Origin of the sequence: Serratia sp. JSRIV001 (assembly GCF_019968745.1) — a bacterium.
Taxonomy (GTDB): Bacteria; Pseudomonadota; Gammaproteobacteria; order Enterobacterales; family Enterobacteriaceae; genus Chania; species Chania fonticola_B.
This window is the reverse complement of the sequence record NZ_CP074147.1, coordinates 5,167,974-5,179,826: the sequence shown is the minus strand read 5'-3', so window position 1 is coordinate 5,179,826 and position 11,853 is coordinate 5,167,974. Positions and strand designations below refer to the sequence as shown.

Sequence of the window (11,853 nt, the reverse complement as noted above, 5' to 3'; positions counted from 1 at the left end):
AGTCTCTGCTCTTTTGGAAGTAAGGCGGTAATCTCAGCCAACTCGATCGTCCTCTCATCCAAGGTGCATCACCGAATTTTCAGGTTTACTCGACCAATGTCCCACAGGGAGAGGGAGCTGTTAGTCCCTGCTCGTTTGGAAGTAAAAAGGTCACCTTAGCAAACGCGAATGTCCCTTCAACCAAGGCGAATCAGCCGGTGCTCATGAAGGATCACGATACTTTCAGCCCACTCGATCGGTTCCCTCTCCCTGTGGGAGAGGGTTAGGGTGAGGGACCTATACACTCCAACAACACGTCAAACGCCGCTGCCATCTGCTCTTCGGGCACGCAGGCAAAGCCCATTAGCAGCCCGCGTCGCGCATTTGGTAGCATGTAATATCGTGACAATGCTCTTACCAGCACTCCACGTTCATTGGCTGCCGCAGCGATGGCGACATCGTCGGCATCATTTGGCAGGTTGAGCACCAGATGCAGCCCAGCGTTGCTGTTGAACTCGCTCAACGCCTGCTTACCCAGATGCTGTTCAATCAACGCGGTAAGGAACCCGCGCCGTTTGGCATACAATAACCGCATGCGGCGGATATGTGCCGTATAGTGGCCTTCCTGAATAAACTGCGCCAGCGCCGCCTGGATGATCAAATGGCCACCACGATAAAGCTCGGCGTGAGCCGTTTTTAACTCGTCCATCAATGGCTTGGGAAGCACTACATAACCTAGCCGCAGGGCCGGATAGAGCGTTTTGCTGAAGGTGCCAATGTAGATCACCGGCGCATCGGCTTCCAACCCCTGCAGGGCCGGGATCGGTTGGCCTGAGAAGCGGAATTCGCTGTCATAATCATCTTCCACGATCCAGCCGCCAGCCGCACGGGCCAAAGCCAGCAGCCGTTGCCGACGTGCCAGGCTCATCACCGATCCCAACGGGTATTGATGCGAAGGAGTGACAAAAATCAGCCGTGGCAAGGCTGCCGGTTGTTCTGGTGGTACCATCCCGGCTTCATCCACCGCCCAAGGGCAGATATTGACGCCGTTCATGCGCAGGATATTGCGGATCCCCCAATAACCGGGTTCCTCGATCCAGGCGTCATCTCCTGGATTACACAGCATGCGAGTGACCAGATCGATCGCCTGATGAATGCCTTCGGTGATCAGGATCTGTTCCGGCGAGCAGCGCACCGAACGTGACACCCGCAGATAGTCCACCAGCGCATGCCGCAGCTCCGGGCTGCCGCCCTGGTTGCTGTAAGTCAAACGCTGTGAGGTTGGGCGGCGGCTGATACGAGCCTGGAGTTTGCTGAAGATGTGATGCGGGAATGCATTCACGTCGGGGACGCCGGGGAGAAAGGCTCCCCACTGTTTAGGGCTGGCGCTGGCGTGTTGCAGTAGCGTGGTGCCACGTTGTGACAGCTCGGCACGCCGTGGCTCGCCGTCACCGCCAATCGGCTGGCTGGCGGTGGATAAACAGCTGTCGGGTACCGTTTCTGCGACGAAGGTTCCACTTCCCTGGCGCGAAAACACATATCCTTCCGCCAGCAATTGTTCATAAACGGTTAAAACCGTATTACGTGAGAGACCCAGCTCTTGTGCCAGATCGCGTGAGGCCAGCAGGCGGCTGGAAGGGGGCAGGCTACCGTCCAGAATACTGGTACGAATGGCATTGTATAACCGCTTGTGCAGTTTATCATCGGGCTGCTCGCCGAGGCGTTGCAGCAGCAGGTCACCACTCAATGAGCGCAATTGGATCCCTCAATTAATCGTAACTGGCACTCGATTATAGGGCCACATCAGGTGTAAATAAACGCAATGTTTCACGTTTGTGAACAAAACCGATAACTGGTCCCGCCCGGAGAGAACAGCATGAAAAACGCAGAACTGAATCAACGTCGTCTGGCCGCTACCCCAAGAGGGATTGGCGTGATGTGTGGTTTTTACGCCGAGCGTGCAGAAAATGCCACCCTGTGGGATGTAGAAGGCAATGAGGTGATCGACTTTGCCTCAGGCATTGCGGTGCTCAATACCGGCCACCGTCATCCCAAGGTGATCGCCGCCATTGAAAAGCAACTGCAGGCGTTTACCCATACGGCATACCAGATCGTGCCTTATGAGAGCTATATTTCGCTGGCAGAGCGTATCAACCAACGTGCTCCAATCGAAGGCACCTGTAAAACCGCCTTCTTCACCACCGGTGCAGAAGCGGTAGAAAATGCGGTGAAGATCGCCCGCGCATACACCGGGCGTCCAGGCCTGATCACCTTCGGCGGCGGATTCCATGGCCGTACCTATATGACCATGGCGCTGACGGGCAAAGTGGCCCCTTACAAGTTGGGCTTTGGCCCGTTCCCTGGCTCCGTGTACCATGGCCAGTATCCGAATGCGCTGTATGGCGTCAGCACCGAAGATGCCATGAACAGCCTGGAGCGCATCTTTAAAGCCGATATCGATCCCAAGCAGGTTGCCGCGATAGTGCTGGAGCCGGTGCAGGGGGAAGGGGGCTTTAACGTGGCTCCGGCAGAATTCATGCAGGCGCTGCGTACGCTGTGTGACCAACACGGTATCCTGCTGATCGCCGATGAAGTGCAAACCGGCTTTGCCCGTACCGGCAAGCTGTTTGCAATGGACCACTATGCGGTGAAACCGGACCTGATCACCATGGCGAAGAGCCTGGCTGGCGGTATGCCGTTGTCTGCCGTGGCGGGCCGTGCTGACGTGATGGATGCCCCCGCACCTGGTGGCCTTGGCGGTACCTACGCCGGTAACCCATTAGCCGTTGCTGCCGCTCTGGCGGTCTTGGACGTGATTGAAGAAGAACAGCTGTGCCAACGCTCCCAGCGTTTGGGGCAACATTTGGTGGAAGTGCTGCAACAGGCACGCAGCCACTGCCCGGCGATTGTGGATATTCGCGCGCTGGGTTCCATGGTGGCAGTAGAATTCAACGACCCGGCAACCGGTAAACCGTCGCCGGAGTTTACCCGTCAGGTACAGCAAAAAGCCCAGGAAGAAGGACTGTTGCTACTCAGCTGTGGGGTGAACGGTAACGTGATCCGTTTCCTGTACCCGCTGACCATTCCTGATGCCCAGTTTAACCAGGCGCTGGCAATCCTTTCCCGCGCGCTGGCCCAATAAGGAGCAATATCCATGAAACTGCAAAATCCCGATCTGCTGCGTAGCCAATGCCTGATTAACGGCGAGTGGTGCGATGCCCGCAGCGGCAAACGTGAAGCCGTGATCAACCCGGCCAACGGTGTGGAGCTGACAACGGTGCCTCTGGTGAGCGCAGAGGAAACCCAGCAGGCAATTAACGCCGCACAGCAGGCACAAATCGGCTGGAAGCAACAGACCGCCAAGCAGCGTTCCGTATTGCTGCTGGCCTGGGCTGATAAAATCATGGCGGCACAGGAAGATCTGGCGCAGCTGATGACCGCTGAGCAGGGTAAATCGCTGGCGGAAGCGCGTGGCGAAGTGGCCTATGCCGCCTCATTTATTACCTGGTTCGCCGAAGAGGCCAAGCGTGTCGACGGTGCCGTATTACAGGCCCCACAGGCTTCGCAACGTCTGGTGGTGGTGAAACAGCCGATCGGTGTCTGCGCGGCGATCACGCCGTGGAACTTCCCGGCAGCGATGATCACCCGTAAGGCGGCTCCTGCGCTGGCCGCAGGCTGCACCATGATCGTCAAACCGGCTGAGCAAACGCCGCTGACCGCATTGGCACTGGCCAAACTGGCGCAGGATGCCGGTATTCCCGCAGGCGTATTGCAAGTGGTAACCGGCGAAGCCGCACAGGTGGGTAAAGTGCTGTGTGACAGCCCGGTAGTGCGCAAGCTGAGTTTTACCGGCTCGACCGAGGTTGGGCGCATCCTGATGGCCCAATGTGCGCCAACCATTAAAAAGCTTTCGCTGGAACTGGGCGGCAACGCTCCGGTGATCGTGTTTGACGATGCCAATCTGGACGCGGCCGTTGCCGGTATTATGGCCTCCAAGTTCCGCAACAGCGGGCAGACCTGCGTTTGCGCCAACCGTATTTACGTTCAGGACGGCATCTACGATCGCCTGGTGGATAAGCTGGTGGCCGCGGTTGAGCAACTGAAAGTCGGTGATGGCACACAAGAAGGGACGACGCAGGGGCCGCTGATCGATGAGGCCGCGATAGAGAAAGTGCAGAGCCACATTGATGATGCGCTGATCAAAGGCGCGCAGATCGCGACCGGTGGGCAGCCGCATGCGTTGGGCCGTACTTTCTTCCAGCCGACGGTGGTTACTGGGGTGACCCAGCAGATGCGCTTTGCCAAAGAAGAAACCTTTGGCCCGGTTGCGCCGCTGTTCCGTTTCCATGACGAAGCGGAAGCTATCGCGATGGCCAACGATACCGAATTTGGCCTGGCCGCTTACCTGTTTACGCAAAACGCCGCTCGTCAATGGCGGGTGCCAGAGGCGTTGGAATACGGCATGGTGGGCATCAATACCGGTTTGATCTCCAACGAGGTAGCGCCTTTCGGCGGTATCAAACAGTCTGGGCTGGGGCGCGAAGGCTCTCGCTACGGTATTGAAGAATATCTGGAACTGAAATATCTGTGCATTGACGTGAGCTGTTAACCCTCAAGACTTGAACGCTCCCCGGTGGCCTGCGCTGGGGAGCGCTTCCTCCGAGCAAGAAGTGATGTTTCTCACCGTTGAGAACGGCGGCGTCGTGGCCGCCGGTTTTTTTAGCTCCGCATTTTCTCTGGTAATGCCAACCACGCCTGCACCGATGGGCGCTGCCACTGTTTTTGTGCATAGTGGCGCAGCGGTTCCGGTACCTGATCGCCATGCATCACCAGCCGGTTGAGCATCAGGGCCAGGTCGGTATCGGCGATGCACCATTCCTGGAACAGATGATCCTGGCCATGGCTCAGTAACTTTTCCGCCGCAGCCAGCAGTTTGTTGGTTGTCCGTTGGGCATCTGCACTCAATGGGGCAAATTTGACCGCGCTGAAAATCACCTCGGTTGGGCGTTCGGCCCGCAGCGGTAACAGATCGCTACGTAACCATGCCTGGATCTCACGGGCTTTGGCGCGCTGTTTGATGTCACGCGGATAGAGCGGATGGGCTGGGTGGAGTTCTTCCAAATATTCCTCAATGGCGGAAGACTCGGAAAGCTGGAAGCTGCCCATCACCAACGTCGGCACCCGCAGCGTTAACGACAGGCTGCCGTAGGCCTGGCTTTGCTGTTCTCCCAGTGAGAGATCTACCGGCTTGACGGTAAACGGCATGCCTTTCTCCGTGAGCGCCACAAAGGTCGACATGGCATAGGGGCTGAAAAAGTTGCTATCAGTGTAGAGAACAGTGGCCGATGAGTTCATACGGATCCTTGGGGATGGGAAAGGTATTTAGAATCATTGGCGAACGGCGTAATAAAATCAAGGCGATGGCCAATGATTAAGCGTAATGGCGTATTAGGCCTAGTAATACCTTAATTGGCTTTCAAGCCGGTTTTGTTGATTTGTGAAGGGGATACTCAGTGATTAATTCTATCGCTTATCGGCAGCAAAATAGACTTCCTCCCCAGCCCGTTTTCCAACGGCGATCACCAATAGAACAATTTCATTATCACGTACTTCATAAACCAACCGATAGCCTGATGAGCGCAGTTTGATTTTGTAACGGTTCGGGCGGCCACTTAGGCGGGATGCCGGCACATGCGGGTTTTCTAAACGCTCGGCCAGCTTCTTTTTCAGTTGTTCCCGAACGGGATAACCCAGCTTTTCCCATTCCTTCAGTGCGCGCTTTTCAAATTTGAGCTTATAAATCATTAAGATTTACGCTCACAAACTCCGCATCTTCCATGCGTTCATCTGCAATACGGTTTAATTCTGCATCTTCGGCAAGCTCCCGATAGTATGCATACAGCTCAGGGGGCACGCAGTAGAAAGCCGGTTCGTTACGATTCAGGATGGCAACCGCTTCACCTTCTCCGTCTGCAACGGTTCCCATCGGGTTCTTTTTCAGGTCGGTGATGCTGGCAGCGATAGTGGTTAAAATTTGAAAGGCCATGGTGATCTCCTGTTTGGAATATCGACAATAGCACCTTTAAAAGTGCCATTCAATGACCTATTCGTCAATCATCACTGACCAGGATTATCCCCAGCCGATCGATTAGCCCAACGACCTGCTGACTATCCAGCTGTACCCCCTCCAGATCAACCTGGCGGATATCCATCTCCCCCAGCTCTGCGCCGGTCAGATTGCAGTGGTTGAAGGTGGCGGCCCGCCAGTCAAACTGGTTGAACTCCCCGCCGGACAGATCGGAGCCAATAAAGCTGGCACCCAGCACGTTAGCGCCACTCCAGCGGTTTTCCCACAGCTCGCATTTCTCCAGCACCACCTTGGAGAAATTGCTGTAGCTCAGATTGCTTTTGATGATAAAGGCGCTGCAAAAATAGCTGCGCTGAGAAATCATGTTCATGAAGCTGGCGCCACGAAAATCGGCCCCCTGTGCCTTGCATTCGCGGATCTCCAGGCCGAGGGCCTGGGCATTTCTGAAATCGGCCAGCGAGAGATCGCAGCTTTTAAAGCTGGCATCTTTCAACACCGCGCGGCTGAAGTTGCAGCCGAACTGGGTCTCTTCGTCATAGAAAACGCAGCCGATAAACTGGGTATCGGTCAGATCGGTGCCGGAGAAATCGCAGTTCAGAAACTTGCCGTTGGTGATGGTTTCACCACGGAATTGATCATGGGCAATTTTGACGGATTGCAGCAGTAAAGGTTGCATATAATTACCTGTTTTTTTATACAGCTTATGGTGATACTACCTGAGGAAGACAGGGAAGGGAAATAGCGTGTAAGACAGCCATGTTGTTTGATGGCCACGGGCTTTTTAAATAGCGGTCTGTGCTCTCATTGCCTTAACTCTTTCTTAAGCTTATATCGCTACACTGCTCATTATCAGTCAGAGGGGCGCGATTATGAGTATACATATCCAGGCACCGTACCAGCTGTCGTTTGCTGAGGATCATGACCATAGGGCCTTATTGCAGGCTTATATACAGCACGAATACGGTCGGCAGTTTAATGCGCTCATTCCTCACTTTCTGCCTTACCTGTTAGGTATGTACCGCGCTGACGGCGTTCTGGTTGGTGCCTGCGGTCTGAACCGTGCTGATAATGCGGCGCTGTACCTTGAGCGTTATTTGGATGCGCCGATTGAAGAGGTGGTCGCCACTCAGACGGGAACAATCTTGCCACGTAACCGCCTCGTTGAAATAGGAAACTTTGCCTGCTCTGAATCTGGAAATGCCCGGATCATGTTTGCGGCAATTTGTCGGCTACTCTGCGAAAACCAACTCGACTATGTGGCATTTACCGGGACCAAAAAGTTGAGAAATATCTTCCACCGGTTGCACCTGACCCCTCTGGAACTGGCCCCTGCATTGCCGGATCGAATGGGTGAGGATGCTCAGGCCTGGGGAGAATATTATCAGGGGCAGCCCTGCGTCATGGTTGGCGATCTTAAACAAGGCCGCCAAATTCTGAGTGAAACCAGCTTATTGCTTTCATTGTTTGGCCCCATGCCGGATATATTTCCCGTGCAAATGAGCGTGCAGCTATGATCCTTTTTGAGCGTATTGAACATATTGCGGTGACAGATGGCTCTCGCCCTGCGTTATGTGATAGTCAGCACAGCATCAGTTACGCTGATTTATTGCGGCAAACCACCTCTCTGGCTGAGCAACTCAGTAATGAGAAAATATCGCGGCTGGCCCTGTTTTTGAATAATGGCCTGGAGTGGGCCATGATCGATCTGGCTTGCCTGTTAGCCAATATTGTCATTATACCGGTGCCCGTTTTTTTCAGTGCTGAACAGCAAGACTGGTTGCTGGAAAGTAGCGGTGCCGATGCCTTGATTGGGCCTGCCCGGCAAGGGTGGATAACGATCCCTTTCCTTGATTACCCTTTGCAACGTCGGCAGCCACTCTCTGTTGCTGAATTACCCGCTAATACGGCCAAAATCACCTATACATCAGGGACAACCGGGCATCCCAAAGGGGTATGTCTGAGTCAGGAGCATTTGATGCAGGTCAGCCTGGCGCTTGCCGAGCGGGTTGCTGCGGCAAACATACAGCAGCATCTGACCTTGCTGCCACTGTCGACCTTGCTTGAAAACATTACCGGGCTCTATGTTCCGTTGCTCAGTGGCGTATGCAGCCGTATCCCCTCGCTGGCTGAAGTGGGACTGACAGGATCTAGCCAGTTCTCCGCTCAGATCCTGGCCCAAGCCATTGCACAATGGCGGCCGCACAGCCTGGTATTGGTGCCTGAATTGCTGCGTCTATTCGTCATGTTATGCACCCAGAACCCAGGGCTTGCGGAGAGCCTGCGTTTTGTCGCCGTCGGCGGGGGAAAAGTTGCTGCGGATATAGTGGTTAAATCGCACCAGTTGGGTTTGCCGGTTTTTGAAGGGTATGGCTTATCAGAATGCGGCTCGGTTGTTGCTCTCAATGCGCCGGGGCGCGCTTTGCCTGGCTCGGTGGGTGAACCACTACCGCACTGCCAGATAGCCATCGCACCGGATGGGGAGATCTTGATTTCTGGCGCGACAATGCTGGGATATCTGGGGGAACCCGCTGCAAAACCCCCGGTGGCAACCGGCGATCTCGGTCATTTTGATGCCCAAGGCTTCCTTCATATCACTGGCCGCAAAAAGAATATTCAGATCACCGCCTTTGGCCGCAATTTTTCACCGGAATGGATTGAGGCGGAAGCGCAGCTTTTTCCGGCAATATCCCGCATGGTCATCTTTGGTGATGGATTACCCGTAAATGTTGCGCTGATCCAAGTGACACCCGGTTATGAAAGTAGCCTTGCCGATCAGCTATGCCAACTTAATGGGAGGCTACCTGATTATGCAAGGATCCATCATTATTTTTTGGCACAGTTAACGGTTGAAAACGGTTTATTAACCACTAATGGACGTCCGAAAAGACAGCAGATTCTGTCCACCTATCACACACGTATTCATCAGTTAATCGCGGGAGATACCCTATGAGTTTTTATCAATTATTACAGCGAGAGACGGCGGTGGACAGAGAGAAGCTCCTTTCCGCCCCGGTCATAGAGGCTTGCCGCTGCGGAAATATTAATGCTGAAATGTATATCGCCTTTTTGACACAGGCTTTTTATCACGTCAGCCATACCGTGCCTTTATTGATGACTGCGGGGGGCCGGATGAACTCAGAGTATGAATGGGTTCGCGGAGCCATTGCCGAATATATTGATGAAGAGTATGGCCATCAGGAATGGATATTAAATGATATCAGAACGTGCGGCGGAGATGCCGAGGCGGTTCGTCATGGTCAGCCGGTATTGGCAATCGAGTTGATGATTGCATTCCTCTACGACCACGTCTCTCGCCTCAACCCGATGGGTATTTTCGGTATGGTACATGTCCTTGAGGGCACCAGCGTCGCCATTGCTACCACCGTTGCCGAGCAGCTCAAGCAGGGCCTGGGATTACCGGAGAAAGCCATGAGCTATCTCAGCTCGCATGGTGAACTGGACAAAGAACATCTGGCCTTTTTTGCTTCATTAATGGACCAGGTGGAAAAAAGTGAAGATCGTGCCGCGATTATCCATACTGCCAAAGTGGTCTACCAACTTTATGGCGACATGCTGCGTGGGCTGATGGAGCCAGCGCAATGAGGCTCAACAACAGCCGTATTTTGCTTACCGGTGCCAGCGGTGGTATTGGCCAGGCACTGGCTCATGCTTTGGCAAAGCAGGGGGCTTGTCTGATATTACATGGGCGTAATGAAACGGCGCTCACCACGCTGGTTAATACATTACCCCACCCGGAAAATCATCAGGTTTGGATCGCCGATCTTGGCGATTTTACGCAATTGACAAAGCAAGCTGAGCTACTTTTCCAACAGCAGAATATTGATATCCTGATCAATAATGCCGGCGCCAATCATTTTGCCTGGCTTGAGGATCAAAGCGAACAACAAATAATACAGCAGTTAGCCATAAATATTCAGGCTCCAATATTACTGACCCGGGTTTTGCTACCTTATATAGACCGACCCGGCATCATTATGAATATCGGTTCCAGCTTTGGCAGTATAGGTTATGCTGGCTATAGCGTGTATTGCGCTAGCAAGTTTGCTTTGCGTGGCTTCAGTGAAGCTCTCGGCAGGGAACTTGCCGGCTCATCGATTAACGTGCTCTATTTTGCCCCCCGGGCGACACAAACCACGCTTAACTCTGCGGCTGTTAATGCCATGAATGCTGAATTAGGCACCAAAAGTGACAGCGCTGAAAGGGTCGCTGATGAGGTGATTGTTGCGCTGAACAAACAGATAAAACGACGATGGCTGGGGTGGCCAGAGCGGTTCTTTGTCAAACTGAATGCACTGTTCCCCGCAGTGGTCGATAAAGCGCTGGCTAAACAGCGGCATATTATTGCCCGCCATGCCAAAGCTGCCCTTGAGAAGAAGGACTCACGATGAAAAAGTTATTGTTGGTGTTGACGCTCTTTGGTAGTACAACCGCTATTGCCCAGAGTGATTTGGCCGATATTCAGAACCAATGGGCGGTTTGCCAGTATCAGGTGGCGGCGAAACAGAAAGAAAGCTGTCTGGAGCAACTTAGCGCCGTTGCGGATAAAGCCAGTTCAGCTAACGGTTCACGCGCAGATCTGCTGATCTGGTCTGCGATCGTCAAGAGTAGTTGGGCCGGTGAGAAGGGGGGGCTGGGGGCTTTGGAACTGGCCAAACAGGCGAAAATGAAGCTGGAACTGGCAATAAAGTTGGATGCCAAGGCGCTGGACGGCTCCGCCTATACCAGTCTAGGCGCCCTCTATTATCAGGTTCCTGGCTGGCCGATTGGTTTTGGTGATGACAAGCAGGCTGAGCTGTTGTTGAAACAGGCTTTACAGATTAATCCAACGGGTATCGATCCCAACTATTTCTACGGTGACTTTCTGATAGATCAAGGGCATAAGGCACAGGGCAAGCTCTACTTACAGAAAGCACTGGCGGCTCCGGCCCGTCCAGGCAGAGAATTAGCCGATAAAGGCCGCCATCAGGACATTCAACAACGACTCGATAAACTTTGAGACTACGGGTCCATAAAGGGAAACAAAATGCACCGGGAACGACACAGCATGGAAAAAATAGGCTGGCTGCGGGCTGCCGTTCTCGGGGCTAATGACGGGATAGTGTCTACCGCCAGTCTGCTGTTGGGCGTAGCGTCGGCTAACGTCACTCAGCAAAGTTTGCTCTTGACCGGGGTGGCGGGTTTGGTGGCTGGTGCGATGTCGATGGCAACCGGTGAGTATGTTTCAGTGTCTTCCCAGGCTGATACTGAAAAGGCCGCGCTGGCTGAAGAGCAAGCTGAGCTGAATAGCGATTTTCAGGGGGAACACCGCGAGTTAACCTCGATTTATGTCCATCGGGGGCTTGATTTGGCTCTGGCTAAACAAGTGGCAGAAAAACTGATGCACCATGATGCGCTAGGCGCCCATGCGCGTGATGAACTGGGGATCTCAGAAATCACCACCGCGCGTCCTTTACAGGCCGCGTGGGCTTCAGCGTTGAGTTTTGCTGCCGGGGCAATATTACCGCTATGTGTAGCGGCCATCGCGACAACGGAATGGGCCATCCCCGCCATTGCCTGCTCAGCATTGATCTCACTGGCAGTACTTGGGGGTGTTTCGGCCAAAGTGGGCGGTGCACCCATCGGCCCTGGAGTGATGCGTATTACTTTCTGGAGTGCACTGGCCATGGGGATGTCCTCGGGGATCGGGGCGTTATTTGGTTTGGTTACGGGATAAGTGTTAAACCAATAGCAGGATGTTTTTCTCTGAGTCGCAGTCATCTTTGGCA

The 11,853-nt window shown here is 54.0% G+C and carries 13 protein-coding genes; 8 read left to right on the top strand and 5 right to left on the bottom strand.

The genetic code is table 11. The features are described 5' to 3' along the window. Nucleotides 1–262: 262 nt before the first annotated feature. Entirely contained in the window at nt 263–1,735 is a 1,473-nt protein-coding gene (locus KGP17_RS23990; RefSeq protein WP_021806923.1) for a PLP-dependent aminotransferase family protein, read from the bottom strand. Nucleotides 1,736–1,855: 120 nt separating this feature from the next. Between KGP17_RS23990 and KGP17_RS23985 the strand changes: the two genes are divergently transcribed. Then, entirely contained in the window at nt 1,856–3,121 is a 1,266-nt protein-coding gene (locus KGP17_RS23985; protein WP_166733462.1) for a 4-aminobutyrate--2-oxoglutarate transaminase, read from the top strand. A 12-nt stretch (nt 3,122–3,133) separates the two neighbouring features. Further along, nucleotides 3,134–4,588 (top strand): NAD-dependent succinate-semialdehyde dehydrogenase, encoded by a 1,455-nt coding sequence (locus tag KGP17_RS23980; RefSeq protein ID WP_021180637.1) that lies wholly within the window; start codon nt 3,134–3,136, stop codon nt 4,586–4,588. Nucleotides 4,589–4,698: 110 nt separating this feature from the next. On the opposite strand, the gene yfcF is transcribed toward KGP17_RS23980, so the two are convergent. From yfcF to KGP17_RS23960, 4 genes are all read right to left on the bottom strand, one after another. Continuing rightward, on the bottom strand, nt 4,699–5,334 hold the full coding sequence (gene yfcF, locus KGP17_RS23975) for a glutathione transferase (protein WP_115160006.1): 636 nt from the start codon (nt 5,332–5,334) through the stop codon (nt 4,699–4,701). A gap of 168 nt (nt 5,335–5,502) precedes the next feature. Beyond that, nucleotides 5,503–5,784 (bottom strand): type II toxin-antitoxin system RelE/ParE family toxin, encoded by a 282-nt coding sequence (locus KGP17_RS23970; protein WP_223498519.1) that lies wholly within the window; start codon nt 5,782–5,784, stop codon nt 5,503–5,505. Beyond that, nucleotides 5,774–6,025 carry a type II toxin-antitoxin system Phd/YefM family antitoxin gene (locus KGP17_RS23965; protein ID WP_071682601.1) on the bottom strand — a complete coding sequence of 84 codons (252 nt, stop codon included), beginning with the start codon at nt 6,023–6,025 and terminating at the stop codon, nt 5,774–5,776. Before KGP17_RS23965 ends, KGP17_RS23970 begins: the two co-directional genes overlap by 11 nt. A gap of 64 nt (nt 6,026–6,089) precedes the next feature. After that, the gene (locus KGP17_RS23960; RefSeq protein WP_223498518.1) at nt 6,090–6,743 is read right to left on the bottom strand and encodes a Qnr family pentapeptide repeat protein; all 654 of its coding nucleotides are present in this window, start codon (nt 6,741–6,743) and stop codon (nt 6,090–6,092) included. A gap of 193 nt (nt 6,744–6,936) precedes the next feature. Between KGP17_RS23960 and KGP17_RS23955 the strand changes: the two genes are divergently transcribed. The 6 genes from KGP17_RS23955 to KGP17_RS23930 are packed head-to-tail and all read left to right on the top strand — an operon-like array spanning nt 6,937 to nt 11,801. Then, nucleotides 6,937–7,581, top strand: coding sequence for a thermostable hemolysin (locus KGP17_RS23955; protein WP_223498517.1), 645 nt, complete (start codon nt 6,937–6,939; stop codon nt 7,579–7,581). After that, nucleotides 7,578–9,017 carry an AMP-dependent synthetase/ligase gene (locus KGP17_RS23950; RefSeq protein ID WP_094983167.1) on the top strand — a complete coding sequence of 480 codons (1,440 nt, stop codon included), beginning with the start codon at nt 7,578–7,580 and terminating at the stop codon, nt 9,015–9,017. The genes KGP17_RS23955 and KGP17_RS23950 overlap by 4 nt, the downstream gene beginning before the upstream one ends. Beyond that, nucleotides 9,014–9,670 carry a TenA family transcriptional regulator gene (locus KGP17_RS23945; protein WP_021180630.1) on the top strand — a complete coding sequence of 219 codons (657 nt, stop codon included), beginning with the start codon at nt 9,014–9,016 and terminating at the stop codon, nt 9,668–9,670. Before KGP17_RS23950 ends, KGP17_RS23945 begins: the two co-directional genes overlap by 4 nt. Then, complete coding sequence (locus KGP17_RS23940; RefSeq protein WP_115160005.1) at nt 9,667–10,476, top strand: SDR family oxidoreductase; 810 nt, start codon at nt 9,667–9,669, stop codon at nt 10,474–10,476. The genes KGP17_RS23945 and KGP17_RS23940 overlap by 4 nt, the downstream gene beginning before the upstream one ends. After that, nucleotides 10,473–11,084 (top strand): hypothetical protein, encoded by a 612-nt coding sequence (locus KGP17_RS23935; RefSeq protein WP_021180628.1) that lies wholly within the window; start codon nt 10,473–10,475, stop codon nt 11,082–11,084. Before KGP17_RS23940 ends, KGP17_RS23935 begins: the two co-directional genes overlap by 4 nt. 27 nt (nt 11,085–11,111) lie before the next feature. Further along, nucleotides 11,112–11,801, top strand: coding sequence for a VIT family protein (locus tag KGP17_RS23930; protein ID WP_037376223.1), 690 nt, complete (start codon nt 11,112–11,114; stop codon nt 11,799–11,801). The last annotated feature ends 52 nt before the right edge of the window (nt 11,802–11,853 follow it).